The organism is Exiguobacterium aurantiacum, from assembly GCF_001766415.1.
Taxonomy (GTDB): Bacteria; Bacillota; Bacilli; order Exiguobacteriales; family Exiguobacteriaceae; genus Exiguobacterium; species Exiguobacterium aurantiacum_A.
In genome coordinates this window covers 289,608-305,666 of sequence record NZ_MKXO01000002.1, presented here as the reverse complement: position 1 = coordinate 305,666, position 16,059 = coordinate 289,608, and the positions used below count along the sequence as shown (strand labels likewise).

The 16,059-nt window shown below is 55.0% G+C and carries 16 protein-coding genes; 11 read left to right on the top strand and 5 right to left on the bottom strand.

Going from position 1 to position 16,059, the window contains the following annotated elements; all coding sequences use genetic code 11:
* Positions 1-44: 44 nt before the first annotated feature.
* A complete protein-coding gene (locus BJU60_RS07435; RefSeq protein WP_070328258.1) occupies positions 45-890 on the bottom strand; it encodes a DegV family protein in 846 nt (281 codons plus the stop codon).
* Positions 891-897: 7 nt separating this feature from the next.
* On the bottom strand, positions 898-1,740 hold the full coding sequence (locus BJU60_RS07430; RefSeq protein WP_070328257.1) for a lipoate--protein ligase family protein: 843 nt from the start codon (positions 1,738-1,740) through the stop codon (positions 898-900).
* Between the two features lie 107 nt (positions 1,741-1,847).
* Between BJU60_RS07430 and BJU60_RS07425 the strand changes: the two genes are divergently transcribed.
* Positions 1,848-3,143, top strand: a complete 1,296-nt coding sequence (locus BJU60_RS07425) for an HD domain-containing protein (RefSeq protein ID WP_070328256.1) — start codon at positions 1,848-1,850, stop codon at positions 3,141-3,143.
* Between the two features lie 24 nt (positions 3,144-3,167).
* Complete coding sequence (locus BJU60_RS07420; RefSeq protein ID WP_070328255.1) at positions 3,168-4,754, top strand: Na/Pi cotransporter family protein; 1,587 nt, start codon at positions 3,168-3,170, stop codon at positions 4,752-4,754.
* 42 nt (positions 4,755-4,796) lie between these two features.
* Here the strand turns inward: BJU60_RS07420 and BJU60_RS07415 are convergent, their stop codons facing one another.
* The gene (locus tag BJU60_RS07415) at positions 4,797-4,985 is read right to left on the bottom strand and encodes a 2-hydroxymuconate tautomerase (protein WP_070328254.1); all 189 of its coding nucleotides are present in this window, start codon (positions 4,983-4,985) and stop codon (positions 4,797-4,799) included.
* Positions 4,986-5,051: 66 nt separating this feature from the next.
* Complete coding sequence (locus BJU60_RS07410) at positions 5,052-5,831, bottom strand: VLRF1 family aeRF1-type release factor (RefSeq protein ID WP_070328253.1); 780 nt, start codon at positions 5,829-5,831, stop codon at positions 5,052-5,054.
* A 156-nt stretch (positions 5,832-5,987) separates the two neighbouring features.
* Here BJU60_RS07410 and ypfJ point away from each other — a divergent pair, with 156 nt between their 5' ends.
* The 9 genes from ypfJ (at position 5,988) to BJU60_RS07365 (ending at position 14,348) form a co-directional block, all read left to right on the top strand.
* Positions 5,988-6,842, top strand: a complete 855-nt coding sequence (gene ypfJ, locus BJU60_RS07405; RefSeq protein WP_070328252.1) for a KPN_02809 family neutral zinc metallopeptidase — start codon at positions 5,988-5,990, stop codon at positions 6,840-6,842.
* A gap of 114 nt (positions 6,843-6,956) precedes the next feature.
* A complete protein-coding gene (locus tag BJU60_RS07400) occupies positions 6,957-7,805 on the top strand; it encodes a MurR/RpiR family transcriptional regulator (protein ID WP_070328251.1) in 849 nt (282 codons plus the stop codon).
* Positions 7,802-8,260: a GNAT family N-acetyltransferase gene (locus BJU60_RS07395; RefSeq protein WP_070328250.1), complete on the top strand. Its 459-nt coding sequence runs from the start codon at positions 7,802-7,804 to the stop codon at positions 8,258-8,260. Before BJU60_RS07400 ends, BJU60_RS07395 begins: the two co-directional genes overlap by 4 nt.
* Positions 8,261-8,398: 138 nt before the next feature.
* Positions 8,399-9,292 carry an N-acetylmuramic acid 6-phosphate etherase gene (gene murQ / locus BJU60_RS07390; protein WP_070328249.1) on the top strand — a complete coding sequence of 298 codons (894 nt, stop codon included), beginning with the start codon at positions 8,399-8,401 and terminating at the stop codon, positions 9,290-9,292.
* A 13-nt stretch (positions 9,293-9,305) separates the two neighbouring features.
* Positions 9,306-10,679, top strand: a complete 1,374-nt coding sequence (locus BJU60_RS07385; RefSeq protein ID WP_070328248.1) for a PTS transporter subunit EIIC — start codon at positions 9,306-9,308, stop codon at positions 10,677-10,679.
* A gap of 53 nt (positions 10,680-10,732) precedes the next feature.
* A complete protein-coding gene (locus BJU60_RS07380) occupies positions 10,733-11,785 on the top strand; it encodes a DUF871 domain-containing protein (RefSeq protein WP_070328247.1) in 1,053 nt (350 codons plus the stop codon).
* Between the two features lie 57 nt (positions 11,786-11,842).
* Positions 11,843-12,346 (top strand): YwhD family protein, encoded by a 504-nt coding sequence (locus BJU60_RS07375; protein ID WP_070328246.1) that lies wholly within the window; start codon positions 11,843-11,845, stop codon positions 12,344-12,346.
* A 156-nt stretch (positions 12,347-12,502) separates the two neighbouring features.
* Positions 12,503-13,765 (top strand): dicarboxylate/amino acid:cation symporter, encoded by a 1,263-nt coding sequence (locus BJU60_RS07370; RefSeq protein WP_070328245.1) that lies wholly within the window; start codon positions 12,503-12,505, stop codon positions 13,763-13,765.
* A gap of 49 nt (positions 13,766-13,814) precedes the next feature.
* Entirely contained in the window at positions 13,815-14,348 is a 534-nt protein-coding gene (locus BJU60_RS07365) for a TVP38/TMEM64 family protein (protein WP_070328244.1), read from the top strand.
* Here BJU60_RS07365 and cls read toward each other — a convergent pair.
* Entirely contained in the window at positions 14,324-15,853 is a 1,530-nt protein-coding gene (gene cls / locus BJU60_RS07360; protein ID WP_083274055.1) for a cardiolipin synthase, read from the bottom strand. The two genes, BJU60_RS07365 and cls, sit on opposite strands and share 25 nt — an antisense overlap.
* Positions 15,854-16,059 lie beyond the last annotated feature (206 nt).

Genomic DNA, 16,059 nt, shown 5'->3' with positions numbered 1-16,059 from the left:
AACAGCGAGCGCCCTTGAGGGTGCTCGCTGTTTTTAGTTTTAGTTTACGCCTCGAAGTAACTGACGACAAGGAGTCCAGGACCTGTGTGCGCGCCAATTGCCGAACCGACGATCGTCTTCGTCACGCTGGCCGGATTCATCTGTTCAAGTAGCAATGCTTCCAACTGATCAGCTTTGGCCGGGTCATCCCCGTGGCCGATAAAGATATGATGTCCTTCGATGAGCGGTTTTGACTCGGTCATCCACTCGACGATGCGCCGCATCATTTTTTTATGACCGCGAATCTTTTCGATCGGGACGAGCTTACCATCTCGGACAGTGAGCAGCGGTAAAATCGTCAACAAGTCCCCGATGAACGCGCTCGCTCTCGAAACTCGGCCACCGCGCATCAAGTACTCGAGCGATTCGACGGTGAACAAGTGGCGGATCTTCCCGACGAGCGACTCGGCGTAGGCGATCGTCTCCTCGTACGAGTGGTCTTGGCCGTATTCGGCGACCGTTCGGACGAACAATCCTTGTCCGACCGACGCGGTCCGCGTGTCGAGAATATGGAACGTGCTGTTCGGGTATTCTTCTTTAAGCAAGTTCCCGACCATGACGGCCGTCTGATATGTACCGGACAGTTCGCCCGAGAAGGCGAGGTAAAGGAACGGGATCTCAGACTCGAGATGTTGACGGAAACAGCGCTCAATCCGGGCCGCCTCGATTTGGAACGTCTTCGGCGTCTTGCCGACACGCATCGCGTCATATACTTCTTTCGGCTGAATCGTCTCTCCGTCTAAAAACTCTTCGTTGTCGATGATGACCCCGAGCGGTAACATCTCGAGGCCGTATTCGACGATCTGGTCTTGCGTCAAATCAGCACCGGTATCGGTTATGATTTTGAACATGGTTGGATCACTCCTCTAGTAGTTGGTGTTCAATGTCGCGGATCGGTTCGTTTCGCTGCCACATGCGATCGAGCTGAACGACGAGCGTCGCTTGTTCGTCCGCGTCGAGCGTTGCCGGGACGAGTCGGCTCGTCTCCCCGAGCACGTCATAGGCGCGGCGGAGCACATCGTTGACGGTGAGCGGGATGTGAAGCAAGTCTTCGAGCGACGCCATCGTCTCCGGGACGATGGCCGGGTACGTGAATCGTGTCGCTTCGCCTTGGATGGCACGGTCGTAAAAGTCACGGATGAGGGCGGCACGAGCGCTTCCGCTCTTGCGGACGCTCAAATAAATTTGGACGGCGACACCGCCACGGACACGTCGCTGCGAGATGCCGGCGAACTTTTTACCGTCAATCGATAGATCGAAGCTACCCGGGCAGTACGAACCGACGATTTCTCCAGGCACGATTTTGTCCGTCACGTCTTTGAACATATGTTGAATGAGCGACGTCATCGCCTCATAGCCGCTATCGATTTGAATGCCGTCATTCTCGGGTAGAATAAGAGATAAGTTCAATACATCTTCGTCGAGGACGACCGCAAGTCCTCCCGAGTTACGGATGACGGGACGATAGCCATGTTCATGCAGCAGTCGAATCCCGTCGCGCAGATGAGGCAGCCGCGCGTCTTGAATCCCGAGCACGACTGTGTTCAGATGGATCCAGGCCCGAAAGACGGCGCCTTGGTGTTTCGTCGACGCGCACAGCGTATCGTCCGTCGCGAATGATTGCTCGGCTTGAAACGCCGCACCGAGCGATGATTGGTCGATCAGGCGGTAGGTCGGTTGCCGTAAAAGTGGATGGATCATATGCATAATTCCTTTTCAAAAAATAATGTCTTCCTCATTATAGCATGGAGGGAACGACTCGGAAGAAGTCGAATCAGTACAATACATAAAACGCAGGGGGCACCAACATGTACACATCACGAGGTCAGCTATCTGGGTCAAAAGTGTTTAAAGACCCGGTCCATCGCTATATATACGTCTACGATCATCTCATTTGGGAGTTGATCAACACGAAAGAGTTTCAACGGTTACGTCGGATCAAGCAGCTCGGGACGTCGTTTTTGACGTTCCACGGGGCTGAACACACCCGATTCCACCATTCGCTCGGCGTCTATGAGATTGCCCGGCAGTTGATCGACCAGTTCCGCGACTATCCGGAATGGGACGACCGCGACCGGGAGCTGTTGCTCGCGGCGGCACTGTTGCACGACGTCGGGCACGGCCCGTTCTCGCACGCGTTCGAGCACGTCTTCTCGGTCCGCCATGAAATCTGGACGGAACGGATCATCTTAGGGAACACGGAAGTGAATAAAGTCCTCTCCGAGATGGGCGTCGGGTTCCCGGAAGAAGTCGCGGCCATCATCAACAAGACGCACCCGAACCGGCTGATCGTCAACATGCTCAGCTCACAGCTCGACGTCGACCGGATGGACTATTTACTTCGCGACGCCCATTTCGCCGGCGTCAGTTACGGGAAGTTCGACCTCGAGCGGATGCTGCGCGTGTTGCGGCCGGACGAAGATCAAATCGTCGTCAAACAGTCGGGGATGCATACGATCGAAGACTATATCATGCGGCGCTATCAAATGTATTGGCAAGTCTATCTGCATCCGGCGACGCGTTCGAGTGACTTGTTATTAAAAGCCGTGCTCGAGCGGGCCCAAGAACTGCATGAATCGGGTTATGTGTTTGAGATGACACCGAAGCATTTCTTGCCGATCTTCAACCATGACGAGATGACGCTCGAACACTATTTGAAGCTTGACGAGACGATCGTCTACTTCTATTTCCAAGAATGGATGGACGAGGCAGACCCGATTTTGGCTGATCTGGCGAGCCGTTTCGTCAATCGTCGCCTGTTAAAGTATAAAAACTTCCCAGAAGCGAACCGTGTCCGCTATATGGACCGGTTACGGTCGACGATGGAAGCGATCGGGTTGCCGACGCGCTATTATTTGCTCGAGGACCAGCTCAGCCAGCTGCCATATGATCTATATAAAGGGCACGGCACGTACGAAGGGATTTACCTGCAGATGAACGACGGCGACCGTCGCGAGATTTCAGAGGTGTCGATGCTCGTCCAATCGATTTTGAATTCGCGACAGTCGGACGAGAAAATTTATTACCCTGAGGACGTGCTGTTGAACTTGAAAGACCACGCTTCAGAAAAATCATGGATGTTGTCAACGTTACGCGGCGATTGAATCGCTTGAAAAGGATGTGACACCATGGGGATCGGGACGCTCATCGGCGGAATCGGCATCTTTTTGTTAGGGATGATGCTGTTGACCGATACGTTGAAAAGCTTGGCCGGGGAAAGACTGCGAGAGCGGTTGAACCGCATGGCGGAAGGACCGGTGGCAGGGGCGTTTCTCGGTGCGACGATGACGGCGTTGTTCCAGTCCTCGACTGTGACGACGCTCATGACGATCAGTTTCGTCAGCGCAGGGCTGTTGACGTTCACGCAGGCGCTCACGCTCGTCATCGGGGCGAACGCTGGTAGTGCGACGACGGGATGGATCGTAGCGCTCCTCGGCTACAACGTCGACATTCGGGAGCTCTTACTGCCGCTCATCGGCGTCGGGATGGCGCTCCGCTTGATCGGACGACGGGTCAAGCGGATTGGGATGTTACTCGTCAGTCTCGGACTTGTTTTTGTCGGCATCGGAACACTCCAAGAAGCGATGCGGGAAGTCGTCACGTTCTCGTTTTCGGGCTGGGACACCGACACACCGCTTCATCAATTAGCCTTGCTCGGCACGGGCCTGTTCATGACCGTCGTCTTGCAATCGTCGAGCATCGGTCTCGTCTTGACAATGACGGCGCTCGCGACCGACACGGTGACGCTCGCGCAGGCTGCATTCCTCGTACTCGGGCAGAGTGCCGGAACGAGTCTCGTCGTCGCGCTCGGCTCGCTCGGAGGATGGAAATCAGCGCGGCGCATCGTGCTCGGACACGTACTCGTTCACAGTTCGATTTTGTTGATTGGCTGGCTGACGTTCCCGCTCTTGTTTGGTGTCGTCAATCGCGTGGCCGACTGGCTGAATTGGAATGAGCTATTGCGGCTCGCGTTGTTCCATACGTCGTTTCACTTGCTCGGCGTGTTGACGTTTCTGCCGTTTCACGAAGCGTTCAGCCGGCGGTTGCTCAAATGGGTGCCGAGTCGGTCTGAAAAGCTGATCCGTTTCCTCGACCCGAACATGTCGCGGATCCCGACGGTCGCACTCGAGGCGGCAAGACGTTCGTTGATTGAGATCGAGCGCTATCTCGGAAACGAGACGAAACTGTTATTGACGGAAGCGCGCAAGCGGGAAGACGAGTTGCAGCTCGTCGAGAAGACGCTCGGGGACGTCCGGGTATTTTTGAGCACGATTCAATTGGAAGAAGGACAGGGCCGCAACGACTACGGACAACACTTGTCACTGCTCCATACGATCGACCATTTGGAGCGCTGGCTGTTCGTCCTGCGCGAAGTCGATCCCGTTGACGCCCTCCGCGACACCGACTTTTTAGTCGCACGTCAGCTCGTCTTGCACGAGCTCGAGCTTGTCGATGCCCTCAACCATCACACGCCGCCGGAAGATTCGAAACAATGGAAGACGGCGTCGAAGCAGCTCGCCGAGTACCGGAAAGCGCATCGGGCCGAGATGTTAGAGGAGACGGCGGCGAACCAGCTTGAAATGGAGCAGACGATTCGCAAAGTTCAAGCGCTCCTTTGGCTCGACCGGCTTGGTTATCACGTTTGGCGGGCGACCCGGCACTTGATCAAGCCGACCGTCCCGAGCGAGCGGTTCGAAGTGAACTCAGAAGACTGAAAAAACACCCGCGCGTCCAACTGGATGCGCGGGTGTCTGGCGTTATTTTTTGTCGGCGTGCATGACACCGGCTTGACCGTAGTTCGTCGCGTCCATCTCTTCGATGAAGACGGTGATGTTTTCTTTCGGTGCGTTCGTCGTCTCTGAGACGGCGTCCGTCACTTTCTCGATCAAGGCACGTTTCTGTTCAACAGTACGGCCCGGGAGCATTTTTACGGTAACGTATGGCATATTATTTCCTCCTTTTCTAGTTCTCTTCTATTTTAGAGAATCACTAGTCGAGAGGAAAGCGAAAAATCAATGGAATGCAGCCTCGATGATGTGAGGCGCACTCGATTTCGACAAGTTTTTGTGCACGACGCGCTCTGGTTTCGTCCGTAACTCGTCACGGAACGAGTTGGACAGCTCGGCTTCTCCGATGACGACAAGCGCTTCCCAGTCGTGTGCACCTTTCATCTGTTCGACGGTTTGGGCGAGGTCACGGTAGAACCGACCGAGATTTTCGGCAAGTCGACGATCGAATTTATCGACTTGCGAGCTGCTCGACGCCATACGGTCACCCGAAGCCGTCCCTTCAAACCGAACCCACTCCTCGGTCTCAGGGTCGAACGCGAATTCGAACGTCGCATCGATGTGCCCGAGTGAGGTATCGAGTACCGTCACGTGGTCGAGGTTCGTCAAAATAATACCGGTGGACGGAAATTTTTGTTGTAACGCCTCGAGTGGTTCAAGTACTGGCTTCGTTTCCCAGTGGAACGACGTCTCGACATCGTGTTGAAGGTAGTATGTTTCAAATAAATCGTTTTCTTCCGAAGCAAAAATGATTAGGCTTCGCGCCAAGTCGTTCCGGTGTTTGCCGAGTTCCTGATCGACTTGCTTACGTACTTTTTTGAAGTTCTTCAGTTGCGTCTCGTCACCGGACGCCTCTAAATATTCACCGATCCGCTTCAAGCCGTTCTTCAAGTGGATTGACCAGTCGCCTTGTTGGTTAGGTCCTGTATTAAGGTAGACCGATAGCACACACTTGTCCTTGCATTCAATCTGACGCAATTGTTTCAAGTCGCTTGCTAATCCCATCTTAATTCCTCCCTAAAGTAAACGTTCTCTTAACCTGTTTCCTACTTGGTTAGTACTCAAACACCGAATACGATGGGAAAATATGAAAAAGTAGGTGCGAAACGAGATGAATCCGGGTAAGTAACAAGACAGACTAGCAGTAGGAGGAACAATCGTATGAAATGGAAAGGCAGACAGGCGAGTCAGAATGTCGAAGACCGACGGGGGCGAAGTGTTGGGGGGAAAGGGATTGCGGGAATCGGCGGCGGTTTGGGCCTCATTTTAGTCATCGTCTTCACGCTTTTGAATGGGGGTAACCCGGGAGACATCGTCAACAATATCGGAATTGGTGAGCCGCAGTCTTCCGAGACGTATCAAGGCTCGGCACGGGAAGAAGAGATGGCGGACTTTGTCTCGGTCGTCCTACGTGACACCGAAGAAGTGTGGACCGACATCTTTGCCGAGAACGGGTTGACGTATCGGGAACCGACGCTCGTCCTCTACTCAGGACAAGTCGAGTCGGCGTGTGGGATCGCTGGCTCTGCGGTCGGACCGTTTTATTGCCCGGGCGATCAGAAACTGTATATCGATTTGAGTTTCTATGACGAACTCAGTCAGCGCTTCAACGCGCCGGGCGACTTCGCGATGGCGTACGTCGTCGCCCATGAGGTCGGACACCACGTGCAGACGTTGCTCGGCACGACCGACGAGATCATGCCGCTGCGAAACGAGATGAGCGAGACCGAGTTCAACACGTACTTGGTACGGTTCGAACTTCAAGCCGACTACTATGCCGGTGTTTGGGCGCATCACGCCCAAGGCATGGGCTATTTAGAGGCGGGTGATGTCGAAGAGGCGATGAACGCGGCGCATCAAATCGGGGACGACACGTTGCAAAAACAAGCGCGTGGCTACGTCACGCCGGACTCGTTCACGCACGGGACGTCGGAACAACGGAAACGGTGGTTTGATAAAGGTTTTCAAAATGGAACGATCCAAGGCGGCGACACGTTCAATACAAAAAACTTGTAAGTCTCACCTACAGGTTGAGCGCGAGCTCAGCCTTTTTCGTGTCCAAGTTGGAATGTAGGGAAAGAATCCGCTATCATTAAATACAGCAACTAGTAGCAGGAAGGGGATGACCTGATGGAATCCTTACTGAAAAAAATCGAGCTCGCCCAAGGCGAGATGACGTCCGTCGAAAAGAAGATCGCGGACTACATCTTGACCCATTCGACGCTCGTCCCGAATATGACGACGAAAGAACTCGCCCAAAAGACCGACGTGTCAGAAGCGAGCATCGTCCGCTTCGCGCGTGTCGTCGGGATCGACAGCTTCAAATCGTTCAAGCTCGCCCTCGTCAAAGACTTGGCGATCACAGAGACGATGCTGACCGACTTTAACGTCCTCCAACAGAAGGACACCCCGTACGACTCGTTCCAAAAAGTCATCCACGTGAACAAAATGGCCATCGAGGCATGTGCCGAGGCGATGGACAAACGCGAACTCGAACACGCGATCGATACGTTCGCTCGCGCAAACCGGGTCATCTTCTATGGAGTCGGCGGCTCATCGACGGCCGCCTATGACGCGCAGTACAAGTTCACGAAACTCGGCTACGCCGCTCTGACGTCGCAAGACTTTCACTACATGCTGTCGCTCATCCCGCATCTCGGGCCGACCGACGTCTTCGTCGCGATCAGCACGTCGGGCCGGACGAAAGACGTGCTCGAGCTCGTCCGGTTCGCCAAGAAAAAAGGCGTCACCGTCGTCGCCATCACTGACCTCGACAAGTCGCCGCTTTACCGCGAGGCGGACGTCCGTCTGTGCACACCGACCGTCGAACGAGATTACCGGATCGCGAGCATCGCTTCACGGATGACACAATTGACGATTATCGACACGCTCTACATGGGTCTGTTGCACCGAAAAGGCGAAGGGCTGATCGATCGTTACGCCGAGGCGCGCGACGAGATGGTGAAGCTGCGCCGGTGATTCGCCGATATGAAGCGTCAGACCGCGAACGAGTGGCAGCTTTCCTCATGAGACAACAAGCGTTCGCCGGATTGAACGCTCAGACGCTCGAAGTGTTCCGCGATGAGAATTTGGCTGACTTCGAGGCGACAGGTACGGTCAGCCTCGTCGTGGAGGACGACGGGGCGATCGTGGCGATGGCGGATTTGTTGAGCCGTCACCCGGTCGACGGCTCACTCTGGCTCGGCCTGCTCCTCGTCGACGAACAACTTCACGGCACCGGTCTCGCCCAGACGGTATACGATCAACTCGAGCGGGACCACATGCGTCCGTTCCAGACGACGTTCCGGCTCGGTGTGCTCCCGAAGAACGTGCGGGCCCGTCGTTTTTGGGAGCGGCAAGGCTACGTGTATGAGCAAGACTCGGTCACAGGGGATGGTGTCCACGTCCACGTGTTGAAAAAAGACATCGAATGAAGCGAACTCGACCTCAAACGGCCGAGTTTTTTTGTTGGCACTCAAGTTGAGCGTTTATGAAATTATAATTCTTTATTTTTTTAAATAAGTTTGACTTTTAATTTCAAATTAGTACAATAAAACTAGAGAGAAGAAAGGATGGTGGCGATGTTAGACAAATTGGCTACGGAACGACGGAACGAACGGACGATGCGCCTAGACGACATGACGGTTGAGGAACTGCTCGGCGTGATGAATGAAGAGGACCAGTCGGTGCCTCACGTGATCAAGCAACAGCTTCCGGTCATCGCACAAGTCGTAGAACGAGCGATCACATCGTTTAAACGAGGCGGACGCTTGATCTATATCGGTGCGGGGACGAGTGGACGACTCGGTATTTTAGATGCGGCAGAATGTGTCCCGACGTTCGGCGTGTCAGCGGACATGGTCGTCGGCTTGATTGCCGGGGGCGAACGCGCGCTCGTCAAAGCGGTCGAGGGAGCAGAGGATAGTATGGATTTGGCAATCAACGATTTGAAAGCGCTTCACTTGAGTCCGGACGATACGGTCATCGGCATCGCCGCGAGCGGCCGGACCCCGTACGTCATCGGCGGACTCGATTACGCGCGTGAAGTCGGTGCGACGACGGCGGCGCTATCTTGCAACGAAGGCTCAAAAATCAGCGACCACGCCGAGTTCAAAATCGAGGTCGAGACGGGACCGGAAGTATTGACCGGATCGACGCGCTTGAAGGCGGGGACGGCCCAGAAACTCGTCCTCAACATGATCTCGACGGCGTCGATGATTGGAGTGGGCAAAGTGTATCAAAACTTGATGGTCGACGTGCAGCCGACGAACGAGAAATTGGAAGTTCGAGCCAAACGGATGATTGCGGAAGCGACAGGGGTCGACGAACAGACGGCCGCGCGTTATTTCGCTTCATCGAACGGCCACGTCAAGACGGCGATCGTCATGATTTTAGCCGACGTCTCTTACGCGGAGGCAGTCGAGCGATTACAGCGCGCGAACGGATTCGTCCGCGACGCGATTTAAGGGGGATTACGAGATGAAGAAAGAAGAGGTGTTGGCGCAAGCCATACTCGAGCATGTCGGGGGGAAAGATAACATCCGCCAACTCGCGCACTGTATGACACGCGTCCGGTTGGCGTTGAAAGACCCAACGAAAGTGAACATCGATGCGTTGAAAAAAATCGACGGCGTCATGGGCGTCATCGATGATGAGACGCTGCAAATCGTCGTCGGACCGGGGACTGTCAACCGTGTCGCGGATCATTTGAGCCGTGAGACGGGGCTCGCCATCGGAGAAGAGGCAGTCGATGCGAACTTGACGCCTGACGAGCGGGCGGCCATCGAACGTCAAAAAGTGAAAGATAAACAGAAGTCACCGTTCAAACGTTTCTTGCGTCGCTTAGGGAACATCTTCATCCCGCTCATCCCGGGACTTGTCGCTTCAGGGATCATCAACGGGGCAGCGAACTTTGCCGTCAACGCTGGTGTCGACCGGACCGAGACGTGGATGCAAATTCTGCTTGTGCTCGGGAGCACGGTCTTCGCCTATCTCGCCATCCTCGTCGGGTGGAATACGGCGAAAGAGTTCGGGGGGACGCCGGTGCTCGGAGCGATTGCCGGGGGGATTTTGTTCAACCCGTTACTCGCCGACATCGTCATCTATGGGGAAGCACTCGTCGTCGGAAGGGGTGGACTGTTCGGTGTCATCTTTGCCGCTTGGCTCATGACGTATATCGAAAAACACGTCCGCCGCTTCATGCCGGTCTCGATTGATATTATCTTTACGCCGCTGCTTACGGTGCTCGTCGTCGGCTTCACGGCGCTCTATGCGATCATGCCGGTCGCGGGCGTGTTGTCAGACGGCATAATGCAAGGACTGAATGCCGTGCTTGAAATCGGCGGACCGGTCGCAGGGGCCGTCCTCGCTGGCTTCTTCTTGCCGCTCGTCATGGTCGGCTTGCATCATGGTTTGACGCCGATTCACCTTGAGTTACTGAACACCGTTGGCAACACGGCGCTCTTGCCGATCCTTGCGATGGCAGGAGCGGGACAAGTCGGGGCCGCGCTTGCGATTTTCGTGAAGACGCGCAACCAACGTCTCCGCAACATCATCAAAGGGGCGATCCCCGTCGGATTCCTCGGCATCGGCGAACCACTTCTTTATGGGGTCACGCTTCCGCTCGGTCGTCCGTTCTTGACGGCTTGTATGGGAGCCGCGGTCGGCGGTGCGTTCCAAGCGTCGATGCAAACGGCAGCGCTCGGGATCGGGGTCTCGGGTCTCTCGCTTACACCGCTCATCGACAATGGGATGTACTTGACGTATATTGGGGGTCTCGTCATCTCGTATACGGCTGGCTTCATCTTCACGTATTTCTTCGGTTTCAAAGAAGAGATGGCGGATGGGATTTAACAACCAAGGTGGCTCTTTCGAGTCACCTTTTTGAATAGGGAGGGCTGTTTTATATGAGAGGATTATCTGTTTACTTGAGCGAACCGCTGACAGAAGCGTTCACGGTGTGGATGAAACGCATGCGTGAGATCGGTTTCACGTCACTGTTCACATCGCTACATATCCCGGAAGACGATCCATCGGTCTACACGGAGCGGTTGCGTCGACTCGGCACGCTCGCACGACAGCATGACATGGAACTGTTCGCCGATATCGCCCCGACTTCGCTCGCCGCACTCGGGAAGACGTGGGACGACGCCCATACGCTCATCGACTGGGGCGTGACCGGCCTCCGCGTCGATTACGGGGTGACCCCGAAACAAGTCGCCGATCTGTCGAAACGGATGACCGTCGCCTTGAACGCGAGCACGTTGACTGCTGAAGAGCTCGACGAGATGAAACAGGAAGGGCTCATGACGGACAATGTCGAAGCATGGCACAACTTCTACCCGCGCCCAGAGACCGGGCTCGACCGGCAATGGTTTGACGAAAAAAATGACTGGTTGAAACGACAAGGGTTGAGCGTGCAGGCGTTCATCCCGGGAGATGGGACGCTCCGCGGACCGCTATACGAACGACTCCCGACGCTTGAAGACCACCGGCAGCTGTCGACGTTCGCTGCTTATTTAGAGTTGACGGGGAGTGTCGACCGCATTTTGATCGGTGACCCGGGACTAGCGGATGCGACGGTCGAACAGTTCGCGTCATACGAGAACGGGATGCTCGTCCTCCGGGCCGAGGCGTATACGACAATCGAGGCGGCGCTCTACCGCGTCCAGACGAACCGGATGGACCCGGCGCGCGACGTCATCCGTTCCGTCGAATCACGGGCGTATGGTCGCCCTGGGGACCGCTTGCTCGAACCGGTTGCGGCGAAACAGCGACCGCTCGGCACGATCACGATTGACAACATGGATTACGGGCGCTATGCTGGCGAAATGCAAGTGACGAAGACAGACCTTCAGGCCGACAAGCGGGTCAACGTGCTCGGACGTGTCATCGAAGCGGATCGTCCGCTCATTCGTTCGGTTGGACCAGGCACGAAGTTTCGAATCGAGTGGGGCTGACGTTCGCGATTGCCACGTTCCCTCGTCTTTGTGTACAGTAGAGGGGGAGGGAATGCCATGAAAGATATCAACTTTAACATTATCGCTGACGATGCGACGGACGGCCACGGCGGTTTCGGGGTCGGATCGCTCAGTTTGAACAATATGTCGCCCGTCATCATCGACGTCGAGGCAGGTACGGCAGTGATCGACATGGGTGCGATGCACGCCAAGTCGGCAATCGAGAAGCGGATCAAGTTTTTGACCGACCCGGAAGCTGTGCCGAACGGTAAACCGTATTGGATCGTCTGGGTGACGGTCGGACGCAAGCCGGAAGGGTTCTACTACGGCGGGATCGCGGCTTGTGACATGTCGATTGACTTGGAGGCGCGTCGCGGGTACAAATTGCTCCCGTATCACGTCAACCAAATGGACAAGTCGCTCAAAGGACGGATCCTCATCGATATGATGGATGCGCCGTCACGGAGCGTGCTCGCGGAGTTTCTGCAACAGCACCGTCCGGAGATATGGGACCAGTCGACCGAACTTCATACTGAACTCGCGCGTCTCGCTGCCGAGTAAAAAGATTGGACCGTCACGGTCTCCAATCTTTTTTGTTTTCTTTTGAAGCAACTTGGGAAAATGACCGTGTTAAGGCCCGCAAATCAACCGGAATTGTAAGAAAATTTAGCATTATGCTATACTAAACGCACTGTGTAAAAAAGAAAGGGTGACACGATGAGTGAAACTAAGAAAATTTTGATTGGCCTCGCCTTAGGGGTCATCGTCGGTCTCGGTCTCGCCGGCCTATCCGGTAACGTCTACGACGTGATCAATACGTACATACTATCCCCAGTCGGGACAGTGTTTTTGAACTTGATTAAAATGTTAGTCGTCCCAATCGTCTTCTTCTCGATCATTCTCGGTGTCATGGGCCTAGGTGACCCGAAAGAGCTCGGTCGCGTCGGGTCGAAGGCGCTTCTGTTCTTCTTGACGACGACAGCGCTCGCCATCGTGCTCGCGATGGGTGTCGCGTCGGTCATCAAGCCAGGTGAACGCGGCAACTTCGATACAGCCAATCTAGCATTTGAATCGACAACGACCGAAGAATCGTCGAACATCGTCCAGACGTTCGTCAATATGATTCCGACGAACCCGATCCAAGCGCTCGCTGAAGGGAACATGCTACAGATTATCGTTTTCGCGGCGTTGATCGGGTTTGCGATGATCGCCCTCGGCGAACGTGCCAAGACGTGGCGCCGCTTCGTGAAACAAGGGGATCGCATCATGATGCATCTCATTCACTTGGTCATGAAGCTCGCCCCATACGGTGCCTTCGCGCTGATCGCCTCGGCCATCGGCGGTATCGGGTTGGATGCTGTCGCAGCGATGGCATGGTACATGTTTGCCGTCGTCTTGACGTTGTTCTTACATGCGACCATCGTCTACGGCGGAGCGCTCATCTTGCTTGGCAAGATGAGTCCGGTCTTCTTCTTTAAAAACTTCTATGAAGCGATCACGCTCGCATTCTCGACGTCGTCTTCAAACGCGACGCTTCCGGTGTCGATGGAACTCGCCCAGACGAAGCTCGGCGTCCCGCGTTCGATCTCGTCATTCGTCCAACCGCTTGGTGCGACGGTGAACATGGATGGAACGGCCATCATGCAAGGGGTCGCGACCATCTTCATCGCCCAAGTGTTCGCCGCTGACTTGACGATCACCGAGCTCGTGACGGTCGTCATCACGGCGGTGCTCGCCTCAATCGGGACGGCTGGTGTGCCGGGTGTCGGGCTCATCATGCTCGCGCTCGTCTTACAGTCGGTCAACTTGCCGGTCGAAGGGATCGCCCTCATCATCGGGGTCGACCGTATCCTCGATATGCTCCGTACGTCCGTCAACATCACGGGTGACGCGACGTGTGCGGTCGTTGTAGCGAAGCTTGAAGAGAAACACCTTCCACCTGTCGACGAAGACGCGTGGGATGAAGTCGAAGCGAAATAAAACAAAGGCTGACCTCGCGGGGTCAGCCTTTTGAAATGGGGTTTGAATGATGGAATGGGAACTGCTCCCGATCCCGCTGTTTGTCGTCATCAGCATCGTCTTGAACAGTGCCATCGCCGTCGCTGGCGTGTTACCGAGCGCGTTTTTGACGGCGCTGAACGTAAACATTCTCGGTTTCGGTCTCGGCGTCACTGTCTCGATCATCGGTGAGGCGGTTGGAGCGGTCATCAGTTTCGTACTGTACCGACGTGCGCTACAAACGTATACGTCACCGAGCGGAAAGCGCTTCAAGCGTCTCCGCGAGGCGAGCGGGGTTGAGGCGTGGTTCCTCGTCCTCGGGATGCGACTCATGCCGTTCGTTCCGTCCGGACTCGTCACGTTATCGGCCGCGTTCAGTCGGATGACGCTCCCGTCGTTCGCCGCGGCGAGCACGATTGGGAAAATCCCGGCGCTCCTCATCGAGGCGCTCGCGGTCACGGCCGTGATGAGTGTTGCGCCCGGTTGGCAATTCGTGCTGATCGCGCTACTCGTGCTCATTTATCTCCTCTGGCGTGTGTTTCAAAGCAACGGCGAGAAGATATGACAGAACGCCTCGATGAACCGTTTGCCGTTCGATTTTTTTCGGAGCATCGACCAGTCGACGAGAATCGACTCGTCGAAGTCTTTCAAAAACGCGTCATGCAGTTGACCGATTGATGACGTCTCGAACTGGGCGATCGTCATCTCGTGATTCAAATACATGCTGCGGAAATCAAAGTTAGCCGTCCCAACGAGCGCAATCTTGCCGTCGATGAGGACGGTTTTTGCATGGATGAAATGACGATTGTATTTATAAATGCGGATGTTCCGTTTCAGCAGTTGCTCGAAATAATATTCGGTCGCATGGAAACTGAACCATTCGTCGCCTTGTCCTGGGACGACGATACGAACGTCGATGCCGCTTTTCCCCGCGACTTCTAGCACGGCGAGCAGTTCGGGCGGCGGGATCAAGTAAGGGGTCGTGATCCAAATCGATTCTTTCGCTTCCATCAACAGACGCATCAGCCCGTCCCGGATCGTGACGTCCTTACCGGGAGACGTCACGAGTAGTTGTGTCGCCCCGTTCGCGTCTTTTGGTTCGTTAATGAAATATTCCGGAAGGTGTTTAGCATCGGCGAACAGGTCCCACGTCTCGCTATCTTCTTCATGTCCGGCGTAAAGCCAATTCTCGATGAACAGACGCTGAAGCTCCCGGACGAGTGGTCCTTCGACCCGCAAATGCGTATCTCGCCAAAAACCGAGCTTCTTATGCCTGCCGAGATATTCATCGCCGACATTAAGTCCACCAGTGTAAGCGATCCGTCCGTCGAACACGATGAGTTTTTGATGATTCCGGAAGTTGGCGTTAAAGACGAGCAGCGGATGCACGACCGGATCGAACGCTTCGACGTGCACCCGCGACTTGCGGAGCGGCTCGAGGAATTCTTCGCTGATCTCTTGGCTGCCGAGACCGTCATAAAGAAAACGGACGGTGACGTTTTCATTGGATCTTTTGATTAAGGCGTCGCGAATCTTCAGGGAGATCTCATCGGTCCGGAACAAGTAATATTGGACGTGGATATGGTGCGTCGCGTGCTCGATATCTTTGAGCACAGCGTCGTACTTTTCATCTCCGTTGACGAGTAGTTTCGTCGCCGTATGACCGTCGGCACCGGTCGCGCCCATTTTTTCGAGCGCTCTCGTGAGAGGGAACCGGTCGGATACGTCATTCGTCGTCTCAACGCGGTCGGCTTCGATTGCGTGCCGGAACATCCGAATCTCAGACGAAGTTCGTTTGATCCGGCGGTGGCGTTTCGGCGTCCGGCCGAATAGCACCCAGGCGAGAGCGCCGAGAAACGGGATGAACAAGACGGTGAGCAGCCAGGCGAGCTTCGCTTGCGGTTGAACTTGGTCAAATAAAATATTCCAACCGACGATGAGCGGCGCGATGATGCCGACACCAATCAAAAACGGGATCAATCCATCGATCGAGTAAAGTGATAGCAGAAGGAAGATGCCGAGGACGAACATTCCGATTAGTTGTAAGACACGTCGTTTCAAAAGGTACACCTTCTTTCTGTTCAGTTGTCATCACTAAATTGATTCCACCAATCAGACAGTTTTAATCTAATTAAGCGAGAATTCTCCCACCTCTAAGCGTCTGGGGCGAAGCCCAGCGTAGGTGGGAGATGAATCGCTTGCGAAGCAAATAAGTGGTGAGTAGTTCACTCTAAAAAAGACGTTTGAGTGGGCAAGTGGAGGGAATAAACCTTACT